The organism is Paraburkholderia sp. EG304, assembly GCF_046543485.1.
GTDB lineage: Bacteria > Pseudomonadota > Gammaproteobacteria > Burkholderiales > Burkholderiaceae > Paraburkholderia > Paraburkholderia youngii.
In genome coordinates, this window is record NZ_JBKGUA010000027.1 from 1 (window position 1) to 15,620 (window position 15,620).

The window sequence follows — 15,620 nt, forward strand, 5'->3', positions numbered from 1 at the left end:
CGAAACCCGCACCTTCGTCAGCTTCCATCGCCAGCGTCTGCTGCTTCATCCTGTTCTGCCTTCCTTATCCACTCCGCTCTATAACGCTCCGAGTAGCTATGCGGTGGACTTGATCAGCAATGCCTTAAGTCAAGGAGACAAGTAAGTGATTATCGATTGCCACGGTCACGTCAGCGCGCCCGCCGAACTCTGGGTCTACAAGGCACACATCCTCTCGCATCGCGGCGAACATGGTCGCAGGATGCCGGAAGTGACGGACGAAGAGATCCTGCACTACGCGAACAAGAAGGAAATGGCGCCGGTCGGCCACATCGACATGCTCGATCGCGTGGGCACGAACGTCCAGCTGCTGTCGCCGCGTCCGTTCCAGATGATGCACAGCCAGAAGCCGGGCAAACTCGTCCACTGGTTCACCGAAGAAACGAACAACATCATCTCGCGCACGGTCAAGCTGCTGCCCAAGCGCTTCATCGGTGTGGGCGGCCTGCCGCAAGTTGCGGGTGACCCGATCGAAACCGTGCTGCCGGAACTCGAACGCGGCGTGAAGGAACTCGGCTTCAAGGGCGTGCTGCTCAACCCGGATCCGTTCGAAAACAGCGGCAGCGAAGCTCCGGGGTTGGGTGAGCGCTACTGGTATCCGCTGTACGAAAAGCTGTGCGAACTGGACATTCCGGCGCATATCCACGCTACGGGTTCACACTCGGCTCGCTCGCCCTACACCGTTCACTTCATCAATGAAGAAACGATCGCGGTGTTCAACCTCGTCAATTCGAACGTGTTCAAGGACTTCCCGAAGCTGAAGATCATGATCTCGCACGGCGGCGGCTCGATCCCGTATCAGATCGGTCGCTTCCAGTCGGGTGCGGCACGCGCCGGCCGCAACTTCCTCGAAGGTATGCGCAACCTGTATTACGACACCGTGCTCTATTCGGAAGAGTCGCTGCGCCTGCTGATCAAGACCGTGGGTGCCGATCGCTGCCTGTTCGGCGCCGAGTGCCCGGGCGTCGGCTCGGCTATCAATCCAGATACGGGCCGCACGTTCGACGACATCAAGCCGTACATCCAGGGCTTCGACTGGCTGTCGCAGGAAGAGAAGGACAAGATCTTCTTCGGCAATGCTCGCGACTTCTTCAAGCTCGACCTCGCGGATTACGAATAATTCCCAGCGCCCACAGGACTCGAAAACCATGGCAAAAATCGTACTGGGAATGGGGACGTCGCACGGTCCCATGCTCGTGACGCCGCCTGAAACCTGGGGCGCTCGTGTACCCGATGACCGACTGAATAAGCATCACTTCGAGGGCCGTGAGTGGTCCTTCGATGAACTCGTCGGTTATCGGCGTGCCGAGAACCTCGGGGACCAGATTACGCTCGACGTTTGGAAAGCCAGGCACGCCCAGTGTCTCGCGGCTATCGAAGAGATGGCGCGGGTTCTCGCCGAAGCGAAGCCGGACGTCGTTGTGATCGTCGGCAACGATCAGATGGAGATCTTCGATACCGACTGCATCCCCGCACTCAGCGTCATGTGTGGCCCGACGATCGTGAACAACATGATCAGCCACGCGAAACTTCAGACGATGCCCCCGGGCGTGCGTCACGCGATGCCTGGCTATATGCCGGATACCGCGAGTTACTCCGGCGTTCCCGAACTCGCAAAGCACATCATCAAGACGGCGATGAACGATCAGTTCGACGTCGCAGCCCTTCAGCGTCTGTCGGAAACCGAAACACCACATGCGTTCGGGTTCGTGTTCCGTCAGTTGATGAAGGATCAGGTGATACCGACCGTGCCGGTGCTCGTCAACACGTTCTACCCGCCGAATCAACCGACCGTTGCCCGCTGCCACGCATTCGGCCGCTCGATCGGTCGCGCTATCCAGTCGTGGGACACGGATGCACGCGTTGCCGTCATCGCCTCGGGCGGTCTGACGCACTTCGTGATCGACGAGCGCGTCGATCAGTTGGTCCTGAGCGCAATGAAGAACCATGATTTCTCGCCGGTCTTCGAACTCGATGAAGCGATCTTCCAGGCAGGCACGTCGGAAATCAAGAACTGGATTCCGGTCGCTGGCGTGATGGACGAAATCGGCTTCGACATGACGGTGGTCGATTACGTGCCGTGCTATCGCAGCGAAGCCGGCACCGGCAACGCGATGGGTTTCGTTTACTGGAAGTCGCCGGACCGGCAATAAGGATTAGCAAAGATATGAAAAGCAAAGACGAATACGTCCACCGCCTTCGGCGATTGGACTGCTGCGCCGTCTCGGATGCGCTGGACAAACTCGGTCTGAGCGGCGTCGTCAGCGGTGTGCGGCAGGCTTCGGGCACCAGCCGGATCGCAGGTCGCGTGATCACGATGAAACTTGGTGTTGGCGATCCGCCTCCGGGCCCGCCGCGTCACCTCGGCACCACCGCTATCGAACTCGGCGGCGCCGACGACGTGATCGTCGTCGAACAGCGCACGGGCGTCGAAGCCGGTTCGTGGGGCGGCATCCTCTCGTTGGGCGCCAAGGTTCGCGGCATCGCTGGCGTGATCGCCGACGGCCCGGTCCGTGATATCGACGAATCCCGCGAGATGGATCTGCCGGTGTTCGCGAACGCGTTCACCGCCCGCACTGCCCGCGGTCGCATCGTCGAGAAAGGCGTCAACGTTCCGGTCGAGGTCTTCGGTACCGCCGTCGAAGCTGGTGACTATGTGATCGCCGACAGCAGCGCCGTGATCTTCATCAGCGCCGCCAACGTTGTACGCGTGATCGAAACCGCCGAGTCGATCGTGGCGCGTGAAGCTCTGATGGCGAAGGCTGTACTGGCAGGTACCCCCATTCACGAAGTGATGGGCGGCAACTACGAATTCATGCTTAAGGATTAGTCATGTCCGAAATCGAACAAGACAAGAACGTCGCACGTGCGGCAAAACTCGAAACGGCGACGTTGAGCGACGCTCTCGATCGTCTGGGCCTCAACGGCCAGTGCAGCCGTATCAAGCCCCGTGATCCGTCCTTCCGCATGGCTGGCCGTGCATTCACGATCCTTTACGGCCCGGCTGCTTCTCCCGCAGGCACGGTCGGCGACTTCATCGACGACGTGCCGCCCGGCAGCGTGATCGTTCTCGACAACGGCGGTCGCACCGATGCCACCGTTTGGGGCGACATCCTGACTGAAATCGCACACCGTCGCGGCATTGCCGGCACGGTGATCGACGGCATCAACCGCGACGTCCATCTCTGCCTGTCGCTCGGTTATCCGGTGTTCTCCAAGGACAACTGGATGCGCACGGGCAAGGATCGCGTGCAAGTCGAAGCCACGAATGTGCCGGTCAACATCGGCGACGTACGTGTTGCCCCGGGTGACCTGCTGCGCGGTGATGCCGATGGCGTGATTTCGATTCCCAAAGAACACGAAGAGCGTGTGCTCGCCGCTGCGGAAGAAATCGACGCAGCAGAAAGAGCCATTCGTGCAGCAGTCGCGTCGGGCATGCGCCTCGACGAAGCGCGCAAGCAGTTCAAGTACCATCAATTGCAAACGCGCACCACCGGGAGCAAAGCATGACCGGTCCGCGCTTCAACCCGGCAGAGACGACACGCCTCGATATTCAACGTCCGGATGCCGAACTGATCAAGGCCGCTGGCAAACTGCCGTCTGCCACGCTGCATGAAGCGGCTGGAAAGATCGGTGCGCTGCCGGCTGCAATCCACCCTGTGGCACCGGGTTTCAAGCTGTGTGGCCCTGCTGTGACCGTCCATTCGCCGGGCGGCGACAACCTGTGGTTGCACCGGGCGATCTACGCAGCGCAGCCGGGTGATGTGCTGGTCGTATCGGTCAGCGAAGCGTATGAGCATGGGTACTGGGGCGAGATCATGTCAACGGCCTCAAAGGTTCGCGGGCTTGCAGGGCTCGTCATTAACGGGTGCGTTCGTGATCAGCGACTGCTGTCCGAGATCGGCTTCCCAGTTTTCGCCCGAGGACTCTGCATCCGTGGCACCGGAAAAGACTTTGGCGCACGTGGCTGGATCAACGCACCGATCCGACTCGACGACGTAACCGTTAATGCAGGTGACCTGATCGTCGGCGACGAAGATGGTGTCGTCTGCATTCCGCGCGAGCAAGTCGCAACCGCTATCGCAGCGTCGGAAGCACGCGAGGCCGCAGAAGCACAGCAGTTGAAACGGCTAGAGGCCGGCGAAAGCACGCTCAGTATCTTCGGCTGGGACCAGTAACCGGCTGAGAGGTGCGAGTCTCTCTCACGGGCGGCCGTCTTTGGGACGCCACCCGTGTTTCTTTTAGTGTCACCAAATTTTGATGACCTGGGGGCGCAATTGAGCATCGAAGAATCTGAATTTAGGCGCGCCATGCGCAGCCTCACCGGGCACGTATGTTTGATTACCACCGGTTCTGACGCTGACGGTCCACTCGCTGGCATGACAGCAACCGCCGTGACCTCGGTGAGTGCGGCGCCCCCTATCCTGCTCGTCTGCATCAATCGCGCGAATTCGTCGTTGGCACACGTGCAGGCGACCGGTCATTTCGTCGTCAATGTGCTAGCGCGCAGCGAGCAGGAATTGGCACAACGATTTTCTCGCCCTATCTCGCCTGAGGAGAAATTCCAGGCAGGCACATGGAATCGCATTAGGACCGGCGCCCCGGCGTTGGCCACGGCCATGGTGAATTTTGATTGCAGCGTCGAACGTATCGTCGAAATCGGCACGCATGCCGTAATTTTTGGCCACGTGCTGGGAACCGCCATTAATACGGACGCAAAGACGCCGCTCCTGTATTCGCAGGGTTCTTACGGTGAATTTCAAACCAATAAGGCCGTCGATTTCCACGACATGCTTTGGATCTCGAACTGGGGCTCCGACTAATTTAGCAATTCGGCAGGCGTCTTCGCGTCGGCGTCGAACGACAAACACGTTGCGCGAAACCGGCTGTAGATAAAAAAAGGGGCACCGTGGGTGCCCCTTCTATCATTCAGGTCTCTCTGGCCGCAAGCACCGCCATCAAGCCGCTCAAAACAATCGATCGGCCCTTTTCGTAGGTCGCGAGCAGCAAGTCCTTATCCTTACTCTGCAACGCCTTCACCAACCGCGCCTCGATATTCGCATTGCGGTGCTCAGGGTTCGCAGAGATATCCGCGGCCAATGCGCGATAGCGATCGGTCAATCGCATCAATCGCAGCACTTCGCGCTTAAGGACCTTGTTCGGTGACAGATCGAAAATCATGTCGTGGAATGCGCGGTGCTGCTCGATCCAGCCTTCGCGATTACCCGCACCGAGCAAATGCTCCAGATCCGCGAGCATTGCCTTGAGTTGCTTCATCTGCGCGGGCGTCGGCCATTCGATGGTCATCAGCAATTCGGCTTCGAGCAGTTGCCGCATCCGATATAGTTGCCGTGCCTCGTCGCTCGACAGTTGGGCGACAAAGAACCCACGATTCGGATCGTGTTCAATGATGCCTTCAGCGGCCAGCAGTTTCAGCGCCTCACGCACGGGCACTCGGCTAATTCCGAAGCGCTCGGCAAGATCGGACTGTCGTAGTTGGAAGCCGGGCGCAAGCACTCCCCGGTTGATCAGTTTGCGCGTCTCTGCCGCCACCTGAGCCGGGAAATCACTGCCGTCCAGTTCCTGAAGTTCGCCGGAAGTCACTCGGCCTAGCATCGCAATCGTATTCATTTTCGTATTATATCTCAGAATATCCCGACGCAACCGTCAACGACACGTCGTGGCCGGCCCTTGGCCACGGACGCCCGCCGCCCTGCGTGTTGCCTCGGACTCGCGAATTTCGCTTGAATATTAGGTAGGTACTTAACTGTATTAGCGGCTGCGCGACCGGTCAGACAATGTCAGCGAAGATGTCGCCCGTTCCCCACGAGAGGAATGACGCTTTCAGGTCCAGAACAGCGAAATGAACTGACACCCGTCTGCCGAGTTAAGTGCTGCTGTCCACAACTTAACCGATGATTCCAATACCGTTTAGCATTTTATGTTGGCTTTGCTTTCAAATGCAATTCTAGATAGACGCATCCGATAAGGAACACTATGTTTGCGCAAAATCAGGCCGTCCACATCCGCCAGCTTGGCAACGCCATTCAGCACGCAGGGTTTGAAGCGCACCTCGCAAACCCGGAACAGGCTGCATAAGAAAACGGCCGCGCTGCAAATAAACAGCGCGGCCGTCCACTTCCGCCATTCACTAACTCATTTCCACAGCGTGCGGCCAAAGAACGTCAGCGTACGATCCCAGGCCTGTTGTGCCCAGACCGGATCGTATTGCGTCCTCGCAATGCGGCCCGATCCAACCGCCGTTTCGTTCGCGAACGCGTGACGCGCCAGATAACGATGAAAATCGATGTCGACCTTCGCGTCGGTGAGTTTCTTTTCGAGCGCGTCGACGGTGTCGGCGGCGAAGAACTCGTCCTGCGTACCCCAGTGGCCCATCACCGGAACCTTGATCTTCGACGCATCGATATAGTCGAGCGGCGGGAAGCCATACCAGACGACGCCGGCCGCCAATTCGGGCACATTGCACAGCGCGAGGAACGTCAGCGCGCCGCCCATGCAATAGCCGGTCACACCGACCTTCGCAGCGTGCTGCTGCAGATACTGGACCGCACCGCGCACGTCCTGCGTTGCGGCATCGCCGAAATCGAGGCCGCTCATCAGATGGTGCGCCTCGTCCTCTTCGACCGTCGACTTGCCGCGATACAGATCGGGCACGAGCGCGAAGTAGCCGGCTTTCGCGAGGCGATCGGCGACGCCGCGAATCTGGTCGTTCAATCCCCACCATTCCTGGATCACGACGATCGCGGGCGCGCCCGCGGTTTTTTCCGGCTTCGCGAGATAGCCCTGTAGCTGCTTGCCATCGGGACGGTTGAACGTGATCATCGAACCTGCGTGTTGGGTCATCGGTCGCTCCTCGAGTAGACGAAACCGCTAGCATAGCGCCACTACCCCGTTTCCTGTTCTATCGGAACCGTGTCAGCGCGCGGGAGTGCTCCGGTTGAATCTGCGCATTATGTAAATCCAACCATACGACGTTAAACATCCGGAAAACCTCATTAACCCATTCGCCGAAGTGCGGTTCCACAAAGTCGATTGGCGACGCTATACTCCACGCCATGCTTTCTGGATCGGCATTCGAACGAAGAGCAATCAGCGGAACGCGCTCTCAATCTTCTCGCGCTGAAAGCTAACGTTAAAGTACGACGCAGATCGACCCGCGTCGCGGCGGCCCGAAATACCGCACTGGGGCTGCTCTGCGGGTCCATGTCTCTCAGGTTCTGGCCATCATCCTCGGATGCCAGAATCTTTAGGCCGACACACTGTGTCGGCTTTTTTTTATTCGCGACGCTTTTGCAATTCCGACTCGCGCGACTCTCTCGTCAATTCGCAGTCGCATCTAAAGTGCATTCGACATATACCAATTAATCACGTATTGCGATCCGCGCTAGAAACGCTCGATCACACCGAATTGAACACCCGCCACAGGCGCACCCGGATAGGCGACCGGCAGCCCGGTCACGTTGACGCCGCGCAGCGTGAAGCTCGAGTCGTCGTGATTCGCGAGATACGCGGCGCTGAAGTAGAGCAGCAGCGTCGGCGACATGCTGTATTCGAATGCCGCGCTGAACTGGTCGGCGCTGCCACCAGGCGTCGTGTAGTCGCGCACGTGCGCATAGCCGAGCGACGCGCGCGCGTTGGTCGAGAAGCTGTATTGCGCCGACAGCGAGCCGCCCGCGCCGTGATAGACCGGCGCGCCGCCATCGCCATTGAAGAAGGACAGCCATACGCGCAGTTTGCCGAACGCGTAGTTCGCGCCGCCGAGATTCGCGCGCAGAGCGCCGGCACCGTGGGTCTGCTGGCGCGCGTACAGCAGATGCAATTGGTCGAACCGGTACGACGCGGTCACGTAATAGCCGTCGATACCGTTGCCGTCCTTCTCGGACGGATCGCGCATCGCCATCATCAGCGTCGCGCTAAAGCCGGCAATGCGCGGCGACAGATACGCAAGCGCATTGTTCGCGTATGGGGTGATTTTCGACAGGTTGTTGAGCCCCGAAGCGATCGTGCCGGCGCCGAACGCGTCGAGATCGCCCTTGAACGGAATATAGATCGGCGAATACTGACGGCCGAAGCGCAGTTCGCCCCAGCCGCCGCTCGCGCCGATCCATGCCTGGCGATTGAAGATCGAGCCGGGCACCTGCGGGCTGCCGTCGGTCGAGCTGAAGCCGTTTTCCAGCGTGAACACGATCGCGTTGCCGCCGCCGAGCGGCTCCGCGCCGTGCAGCCCGACGCGCGAACCGCGATATGCGCCCGAGTCCATGCGCGCGACCCATCCCGAACCGGGGTCGGTGACTTCGACGCTCGTGTCGATCACGCCATACAGCGAGACGAAGCCGGCGTTGATTCCGGAAGCGGAGGCGGCGCCGGTGCCGGTATCGATGTCGGTGACGGCGCCTGCGCCGTGCGCGTAGAGCAGCAGCGCGCCACCTAACCAGGCCGCTGTCACGCCGCCTCTGGTCGTCAAGGCTTCGCGGACTGTGTTCGGCAGGCAAGCCATGACGTGACGCAGGATGAGTCCTCCTCAAACACATCGATCGGATATTCCGCGAGCGAACTTACCACGTTCGGGCGAGAGCATGCGCGCGGCAGCGTCGGTCGCAGTGTGGTTTTCGCGCGATGAACGGCTTTGACTAGGGGAAAACCCGTATAATCCTCAAGACGTCAGACAACTTGCGTACAATCGCCGGGTGCCTGACCGCGATACGCCGTGCAGCGTCCACCCCGAACCGCCTTCTGCCCGATCCGTGAATTCCACCGCCCCCGCCGCCAGTTCCGCCGCCGCTCCCGCCGCCCCCGCCCTGCCGTTTCGCCACGCGCTTTACGCGATGCTCGGCATCGGTCTCGTCAATATGCTGGTCGCACTCGACCAGACCGTCGTCAGCACCGCGCTGCCGTCGATCGTCGCCGAGTTGCATGGCTTCGAATATTTCGCGTGGATCGCGAGCGCGTACCTGCTCGCGTCCGTCGTCACGGTGCCGGTGTTCGGGCGGCTCGGCGACTACTTCGGCCGCAAGCGCTTCGTGATCGCCGCGGTGATCACATTCACGGTCGCGTCGGTGTTGTGCGGCCTCGCCAACAGCATGCTGTTTCTCGCGATCGCGCGCGGACTGCAAGGCATCGGCGGCGGCATGATGGTCGGCACCGCGTTCGCGTCGATTCCCGATCTGTTCCCCGACCCGCGTACCCGCGTGCGCTGGCAGGTCGTGCTGGCCGCGACCTACGGCATCGGCACGGCGACAGGTCCGTCGCTCGGCGGCTGGATGAGCGAGCACCTCGGCTGGCGATCGACGTTTCTCATCAATCTGCCGGTCGGCGCGGCCGCGCTCTATTTCGTCTGGATCCATCTGCCGAACTTCCGGCGGCCGCAGGACGGCGAAGTCAAGATCGACTGGCTCGGCGCTGGGCTCGTCGCGGGCGTGCTCGGCGGGTTGCAGGCCTTCATCGAAGCGGTGCCGAAGAGTGGCCTCACGGTGGGCAATCTCGTGCTCGGTGCGTGCGTGATGATCGGCGCGGTCGCGCTCTTCAAGTGCGAAAAGCGCGCCACGCATCCGATCATTCCGCTCGATCTGTTCAAGGACGCGCAGCTCGTCACGCTATTCACGCTCGGCATGCTGTCCGGCTTCGTGATGTTCTCGCTGATCTTCTTCGCGCCTTTGCTGCTGCAAGGCGGCTTCGGTCTGTCGCCGCAGCAGGCCGGCTTGCTCGCGACGCCGATCGCCGCGTGCATCGCGCTCGGCAGTCTGCTGAACACGCGCATCGTGATTCACATGAAGAAGCCCACGCGCATTCTGACCATCGGTTTCGGGCTGCTGATGTTCGCGTCGATCGCGCTCGCTTTCGCGAATCCGGATACGCCGCGCTTGCGCATCGTGCTGCCGATGGGCGCCGTCGGCATCGGCCTCGGCTTCATCCTGAACAATCTGAACGTGTTCGGCCAGGAGATCGCCGGACGCGAGCGCTTCGGCATCACGACCGCGCTGCTGCAATCGACCCGTATGGTCGGCGGCATGCTCGGCACCAGCATCGTCGCGACGGTCGTGCAGCATCACTATCGCGACGTCGTCACGCGCACGATGAGCGTGCTCGGCGAGCCGGCCTCATCGCAATGGCGGCCGCGTTTCGTCGATCTGCGCATCCTGATCGACGATGCGTCGCGCACGCAGCTGATCGCGGATATGAAGACGTCGGGACTCGATACGCTTGCGCTGATCGATAGCGCGCGCGATGCGCTCGTGCAGTCCATTCATATGGGCGTGTGGCTGACGGCGGTGGCATCGCTCGCGGCCGCGCTGCTGGTGCAACGGATCTCGCACGTGGTGTTTCGCAAGAGCTGAGTGCGGGAATATCAGCGGCAAATAAAAAAAGCTCCCCGATCCGAATGAAAGACCGGGGAGCGAATGGGTTGGACGAAGAGACCCGACGTCGTCACATCAGGCTCGCAATCGCATCCCAAGTATGACGAACGTGATTTGGCCGCTTACTGAATGGTGGCTTTCGCTCTAAGATCCTTCACCATCCTGTCGACGAGTTCCGCTTGCGCCTGCTGGTACAGCATCGGCTTCATGTCTTCGAACGACGGAACCTGCAAAGGGCGAGTGTCATCGACTTCGATCACATGAAAACCGTATCCGGTCTTGACCGGCGTGCGCGTGTATTCGCCCTTGTGCAAATGCGAAACCGCGTCAGCAAACGGTTTGACCACCTTGCTCGAAGTTATCCAGCCCAGATCTCCGCCGTTGTATCGAGTGTCGGCATCGATCAATTCCTTTGTGAGGTCGCCGAATGACGCTCCCTTGTTCAGCTTCGCAATGATGTCTTTTGCCTGACCTTCATCCTTGACGAGGATATGGCGGACTTTATATTGCGTGCTTCCGCCCTTTGCTTTCATGTCGTTGTACATCGCCTTCAATTGATCGTCGCTGACAGGATTCTTTTTCAGAAAGTCCTGCATGTACGCTCTGACGATCTCGATCTCCCACGTCGCCTGCGCCTGCGAGAGAATCTTTTGCCGCGCGGCCTCGGCACGTGCCGCGACTTCCGGGTTGCGGTCGAAGCCAGTTTTCTGCGCCTGCTGGAACAGAACTTCGCGCCGGATCAATTCGTCCCGGACATGGTCGGTCAATTGTGGGGAATCAGAAAATCCTTGCGCATGCGCCTGTCCGATGTACAAATCGGCGTCGGCTTGAGAAACCGGTTCGCCATTGACCGTGACAAAGGGCTTCTCTGTCGCACTCGTCGCCAGCGAGAGCGTTGCACCGAGCACAAGTGCCAACATCCGTCGTGATAGTACTTTCATTAAGCGGACCACTTTGGTTGGTGTGTGTAACGCCAGGTCCGATCAGGGATCGAATCTGATCAGACTCTGGCGCTTTATTCGACTTTATTTGGTAATAGTTCCGGCGAGAGTCAGGCTGCGCGACGAGTTCCCGATATACACCGAGTAGGAACCAGTCGGCGTCGTCCACTGCTGCGCATCCTTACTCCACGTGCTGAGCGGATGATTCGGCGCGGCGGGATCGATCGTGATCGACACCGTCTGCGTTGCGCCTGCATTCAGACTGACCTTCTGGAATCCCACCAGACGCCTGGGCGGCTCTCCCGCCGACGTCGGCAGCGCAACGTACACCTGCGGAACTTCGGCGCCCGCGACGGAACCCGTATTCTTCACGACCGCGCTAACCGTGTAAGTGCCGTTTGCTCCGGTACTGACGGTCGGATTGGTAATCGTGAAGGTCGTGTACGAAAGTCCATAACCGAACGGGAATGCCGGAGTCTTGCCCATCGCGTCGTACCAGCGGTAGCCGACATTGAGCGCTTCGGAGTAGGTGACCGTCGCGCTTCCGTTGATCGACACACCCGGGTATTGGTAAGCCGTAATCGAATCCATGAAGCCCTGGCCGACCTGCGGGAACGTCACAGGTAGCTTGCCGGACGGATTCGCGACACCCCACAGCAGATCCGCCACGATATGCCCGTCTTCCTGGCCGGGGAACCACGTTTCGAGAATCGCGCTCGCGGCGGATGTCCCGCCTGTGAGGATCGACGGATCGAGCGCTTCGGCGGCGCTGTCCTTCAGAACGAGCACGGTGTTGCTGTTTGCCGCGACGATGGTCTGCAGCAACGCGAGCGTGTTGCTGTTCTTTGCGGTACTCGAGGTAGTGATCGAGCTCGACTTTGGCGAATACCAGTCGAGCGTATTCAGGTACTTGCCGGTGTCGAGCGTCAGGCCAGTCGAGTCGGTAAAGGTCGCCTGGTCAGCACCTTCCTCCGACATGGAGCCGGCCATGAAGATCACCGCGTCGGCGCCGGTCGCCGCTGACGTGACGTCGGAGATGGTGGCGACCGCGCCGTCGATCGTGCCAGTCGAATTGTTGTCGTCGACGAGCGCCAGATGAACCTGAGCACCGGTATTGCCGAGGTTCGCAAGCGTGTCCTTGATGCCCTGTACCGGCGTCACGGTGTACAAGGCGACGACGTCGGAACTGCCGCCGCCCGAACCCATCGGGTGGCCGACCGAGCTGCCGCCGGCAACCGCTTGCTGCGCATAGACCTGTGTCGTCTTGCCGACCACGAGGACGTTTCGAACCGTCTTCTTCAGCGGCAAGGTCCCGTTGTTTTGCAGCAGCACGGCCGACTGTTCACCGATCTGCTTCGCGACCGCACCGTCAGCCGTCGCGTTGATCGCGGTCTGAGCAATAGGCCGATCGAAGATGCCCGCGCGGAACATCTGCGTGTATCGGCGCAGCAGCGCATTGTCGATATCCGAGGTCTGAATCTGTCCCGAAGCCAAAGCTGCATTCAGGTTTGCCGGCGACCAGTTCTGCGGCAGCGGCATTTCGTTGTCCATGCCTGCCAGAAGCGTCGGCGCGGTACTGTGCGCCGCAAAGAAGTCCGACTGCACGTAGCCCTTGAAGCCCCATTGCCCGCGAAGCACATCGGACAGGATGTGCTTCTGCTCGCACATCGAAAAACCGTTCACCGAGTTGTACGAACACATGACGGCGCCGACGTTGCCTGCCTTCACCGCCATTTCGAACGGCAGCATATAGAGTTCGTGCAACGTCTGGTCGTCGACGCTTTCCTGAATCGTCATGCGATTCGTTTCCTGCTCATTCGCCACGAGGTGCTTCGCCATTGCGATCATGCCGTGGGCTTGCACGGCCTGGATTTCGGCGACACCCATCGTGCCGGTGAGATAGGGGTCCTCGCCCATGTACTCGAAGTTGCGTCCGCCCACCGGCAATCTTGCCAGGTTCATACCGGGTGCTTCGAATACGTGCAGAGCCAGGTTGCTTCCTTCGACGCCGACCACGTTGCCAAACTGGGTCGCGACGGAAGGATCGAACGAAGCCGCCATCGCGATGGCTGAAGGCAGAGCGGTCGCCTTGGCGGAGCTGGAATCCGTATAGGCGGCAAAGCCCGATACGGACGGAGAAACGCAGTCGTTCTGGCCGATACCCACCGGCCCATTGGTGATGCGCAAGGTCGGAATAGCGTACTTCGTCAGGCCGAGAATGTGCCGCGCACCGTAGCACTGCGGCAATTCAGGCAGGATGCCGGGATTCGAACCGACCAATTGCTCTTCCTTATCGGCAAGCGCCATGGCTGGGACAAGCAGTGCCGCGCGTGCTTCGGGAGACAGTGACGTATTCATCCATGGCATGGTGGATGTCTGCGTCGGGGCTGGCGTTGAAGCCGCCGTTGTGTTCGGACTGTCACTGCCACCGCACGCCGCCAGAATGAATACGAAACTTGCGGCAGCGGCTGTTCTCCTCTGAGTGAATTTCACAGACATGTCTTTCCTCAATTGTTATATGCACAAACGCGAGACGCGCATGGGTCGTTTTAATGTGAAGGACTGCGATTCGATTTATTGCCAGTTTTCCGCTTGCTGCTGCTCCGGGCCCGAGTCTAAAAGACGTGCAAGCCTGGCTGGAAACTTCTCGTCCCCGACGCTCACCTCAACGTGGACATGATTCACTTTCCAGTGAAGCCATCGTAATGATTTAATCGTCATCAGACGACTAGGGTTTACGTTACGCCAATGAAAACAACCACTTATACTGCATGCACGGACGTCTGATGAGTGAAGAGAGGCGAGCGAGAAAGTCCACGGCCGGAAAACAAAAAAGCCTGGCGGACCGCACCGTTGGTGCAGGCCGCCAGGCTTTCGATTGAGCTGAATCGTCGTTAACGCACGAGACACGGACGCTTGTTATCGAACTTCCAGTTCGGAATCAGATATTGCATGGCAACGCCGTCGTCGCGCGCGCCGAGGCCGTGCTGCTGATACAGCGCGTGCGCCTTTTCGAGTTCGTCCATATCGAGCTCGATGCCGAGACCCGGCTTCTGCGGCACCTTGACCTTGCCGCCGACGATCTGCAGCGGATCGCGCGTCAGGAACTGACCGTCCTGCCAGATCCAGTGCGTATCGATCGCGGTGATCTTGCCCGGCGCCGCGGCCGCGACGTGCGTGAACATCGCGAGCGAAATGTCGAAGTGGTTGTTCGAATGCGAACCCCACGTGAGGCCCCAGTCGTTGCACATCTGCGCGACGCGCACCGAGCCCTGCATGGTCCAGAAATGCGGATCGGCGAGCGGAATGTCGACCGATTGCAGCTGGATCGCGTGACCCATCTGGCGCCAGTCGGTCGCGATCATGTTGGTCGCTGTCGGCAGGCCGGTCGCGCGGCGGAACTCGGCCATCACTTCGCGGCCCGAATAGCCGTTCTCCGCGCCGCACGGATCTTCCGCATAAGCGAGCACGTCGTGCTTGTCACGGCACAGGCGCACCGCTTCGGCGAGCGACCACGCGCCGTTCGGGTCGAGCGTCACGCGCGCTTCGGGGAAGCGCTCGGCCAGCGCCGTCACCGCTTCGATTTCCGCGTCGCCTTGCAGCACGCCGCCCTTCAGCTTGAAGTCGTTGAAACCGTAGCGCGCCTTCGCGGCCTCGGCGAGACGCACGACCGTTTCCGGCGTCATCGCTTCTTCGGTGCGCACACGCTCCCAGTCATCGCGCGCACCGGCGTTGTTCGCGTACGGCAAGTCGGTCTTGTTGCGATCGCCGATATAGAACAGATAGCCGAGCATTTCCACCTCGTCGCGCTGCTGGCCTTCGCCGAGCAGTGCCGCGACGGGCACGCCGAGATGCTGACCGAGCAGGTCGAGCAGCGCCGCTTCGAGCGCGGTGACCGCGTGAATCGTCGTGCGCAGGTCGAAGGTCTGGAGGCCGCGGCCGCCCGCGTCGCGATCGGCGAATTGCGTGCGCACCTTGTTCAGGATCGCCTGCAGATTGCCGATCGACTGACCGACCACGAACGGCCGCGCGTCGTCGATCGTCTTGCGGATGTTCTCGCCGCCCGGCACTTCGCCGACACCAGTATGGCCCGCACTGTCGCGCAGGATCACGACGTTGCGCGTGAAGAACGGACCATGCGCGCCGCTCAGATTCATCAGCATGCTGTCGCGGCCAGCGACGGGCACGACGCGCAGTTCGGTGACGACCGGCGTGGCGTTCGATTCGGTAGGTTTGGTGGACATGGGAAAAGCACCTGTGTGAT

General features: G+C 60.4%; 13 protein-coding genes. 7 read left to right on the forward strand and 6 right to left on the reverse strand.

What is annotated here, in order from left to right:
• Window positions 1–145 precede the first annotated feature (145 nt).
• From ACLFKU_RS26980 to ACLFKU_RS27005, 6 genes are all read left to right on the forward strand, one after another.
• A complete protein-coding gene (locus ACLFKU_RS26980) occupies window positions 146–1,159 on the forward strand; it encodes an amidohydrolase family protein (RefSeq protein WP_368585469.1) in 1,014 nt (337 codons plus the stop codon).
• Window positions 1,160–1,187: 28 nt separating this feature from the next.
• Window positions 1,188–2,192 carry a protocatechuate 3,4-dioxygenase gene (locus ACLFKU_RS26985; RefSeq protein ID WP_410851121.1) on the forward strand — a complete coding sequence of 335 codons (1,005 nt, stop codon included), beginning with the start codon at window positions 1,188–1,190 and terminating at the stop codon, window positions 2,190–2,192.
• 14 nt (window positions 2,193–2,206) lie between these two features.
• Window positions 2,207–2,869 carry an RraA family protein gene (locus ACLFKU_RS26990; RefSeq protein WP_368585534.1) on the forward strand — a complete coding sequence of 221 codons (663 nt, stop codon included), beginning with the start codon at window positions 2,207–2,209 and terminating at the stop codon, window positions 2,867–2,869.
• Window positions 2,870–2,871: 2 nt separating this feature from the next.
• Window positions 2,872–3,549 (forward strand): RraA family protein, encoded by a 678-nt coding sequence (locus tag ACLFKU_RS26995; protein WP_176106756.1) that lies wholly within the window; start codon window positions 2,872–2,874, stop codon window positions 3,547–3,549.
• Window positions 3,546–4,217 (forward strand): 4-carboxy-4-hydroxy-2-oxoadipate aldolase/oxaloacetate decarboxylase, encoded by a 672-nt coding sequence (locus ACLFKU_RS27000; RefSeq protein WP_368585467.1) that lies wholly within the window; start codon window positions 3,546–3,548, stop codon window positions 4,215–4,217. Before ACLFKU_RS26995 ends, ACLFKU_RS27000 begins: the two co-directional genes overlap by 4 nt.
• 99 nt (window positions 4,218–4,316) lie before the next feature.
• Window positions 4,317–4,862: a flavin reductase family protein gene (locus ACLFKU_RS27005; protein WP_246391938.1), complete on the forward strand. Its 546-nt coding sequence runs from the start codon at window positions 4,317–4,319 to the stop codon at window positions 4,860–4,862.
• 106 nt (window positions 4,863–4,968) lie between these two features.
• Here the strand turns inward: ACLFKU_RS27005 and ACLFKU_RS27010 are convergent, their stop codons facing one another.
• The 3 genes from ACLFKU_RS27010 to ACLFKU_RS27020 form a co-directional block, all read right to left on the reverse strand.
• A complete protein-coding gene (locus tag ACLFKU_RS27010) occupies window positions 4,969–5,670 on the reverse strand; it encodes a GntR family transcriptional regulator (RefSeq protein ID WP_368585465.1) in 702 nt (233 codons plus the stop codon).
• A gap of 525 nt (window positions 5,671–6,195) precedes the next feature.
• On the reverse strand, window positions 6,196–6,903 hold the full coding sequence (locus ACLFKU_RS27015) for a dienelactone hydrolase family protein (RefSeq protein ID WP_410851122.1): 708 nt from the start codon (window positions 6,901–6,903) through the stop codon (window positions 6,196–6,198).
• 541 nt (window positions 6,904–7,444) lie between these two features.
• The gene (locus ACLFKU_RS27020; protein ID WP_410851123.1) at window positions 7,445–8,557 is read right to left on the reverse strand and encodes a porin; all 1,113 of its coding nucleotides are present in this window, start codon (window positions 8,555–8,557) and stop codon (window positions 7,445–7,447) included.
• 328 nt (window positions 8,558–8,885) lie between these two features.
• On the opposite strand from ACLFKU_RS27020, the gene ACLFKU_RS27025 reads away from it, so the two are divergent.
• Entirely contained in the window at window positions 8,886–10,394 is a 1,509-nt protein-coding gene (locus ACLFKU_RS27025) for an MFS transporter (RefSeq protein WP_368585533.1), read from the forward strand.
• A 143-nt stretch (window positions 10,395–10,537) separates the two neighbouring features.
• Here the strand turns inward: ACLFKU_RS27025 and ACLFKU_RS27030 are convergent, their stop codons facing one another.
• From ACLFKU_RS27030 to gudD, 3 genes are all read right to left on the reverse strand, one after another.
• A complete protein-coding gene (locus ACLFKU_RS27030) occupies window positions 10,538–11,335 on the reverse strand; it encodes a peptidylprolyl isomerase (RefSeq protein ID WP_410851124.1) in 798 nt (265 codons plus the stop codon).
• A 105-nt stretch (window positions 11,336–11,440) separates the two neighbouring features.
• Window positions 11,441–13,714: a beta-glucosidase family protein gene (locus ACLFKU_RS27035; protein ID WP_410851125.1), complete on the reverse strand. Its 2,274-nt coding sequence runs from the start codon at window positions 13,712–13,714 to the stop codon at window positions 11,441–11,443.
• Window positions 13,715–14,250: 536 nt separating this feature from the next.
• Entirely contained in the window at window positions 14,251–15,600 is a 1,350-nt protein-coding gene (gudD, locus tag ACLFKU_RS27040; RefSeq protein ID WP_018434892.1) for a glucarate dehydratase, read from the reverse strand.
• Window positions 15,601–15,620: the final 20 nt, after the last annotated feature.

Excerpts from the sequence above, each read along its gene's own strand:
- ACLFKU_RS26995 (WP_176106756.1), top strand. The coding sequence starts at position 2,872 with ATGTCCGAAATCGAACAAGACAAGAACGTCGCACGTGCGGCAAAACTC.
- ACLFKU_RS27010 (WP_368585465.1), bottom strand. The coding sequence starts at position 5,670 with ATGAATACGATTGCGATGCTAGGCCGAGTGACTTCCGGCGAACTTCAG.
- gudD (WP_018434892.1), bottom strand. The coding sequence starts at position 15,600 with ATGTCCACCAAACCTACCGAATCGAACGCCACGCCGGTCGTCACCGAA.
- ACLFKU_RS26985 (WP_410851121.1), top strand. The coding sequence starts at position 1,188 with ATGGCAAAAATCGTACTGGGAATGGGGACGTCGCACGGTCCCATGCTC.
- ACLFKU_RS27000 (WP_368585467.1), top strand. The coding sequence starts at position 3,546 with ATGACCGGTCCGCGCTTCAACCCGGCAGAGACGACACGCCTCGATATT.
- ACLFKU_RS27025 (WP_368585533.1), top strand. The coding sequence starts at position 8,886 with ATGCTCGGCATCGGTCTCGTCAATATGCTGGTCGCACTCGACCAGACC.
- ACLFKU_RS27030 (WP_410851124.1), bottom strand. The coding sequence starts at position 11,335 with ATGTTGGCACTTGTGCTCGGTGCAACGCTCTCGCTGGCGACGAGTGCG.
- ACLFKU_RS26990 (WP_368585534.1), top strand. The coding sequence starts at position 2,207 with ATGAAAAGCAAAGACGAATACGTCCACCGCCTTCGGCGATTGGACTGC.
- ACLFKU_RS27020 (WP_410851123.1), bottom strand. The coding sequence starts at position 8,557 with ATGGCTTGCCTGCCGAACACAGTCCGCGAAGCCTTGACGACCAGAGGC.
- ACLFKU_RS27015 (WP_410851122.1), bottom strand. The coding sequence starts at position 6,903 with ATGACCCAACACGCAGGTTCGATGATCACGTTCAACCGTCCCGATGGC.
- ACLFKU_RS27035 (WP_410851125.1), bottom strand. The coding sequence starts at position 13,714 with ATGAATACGTCACTGTCTCCCGAAGCACGCGCGGCACTGCTTGTCCCA.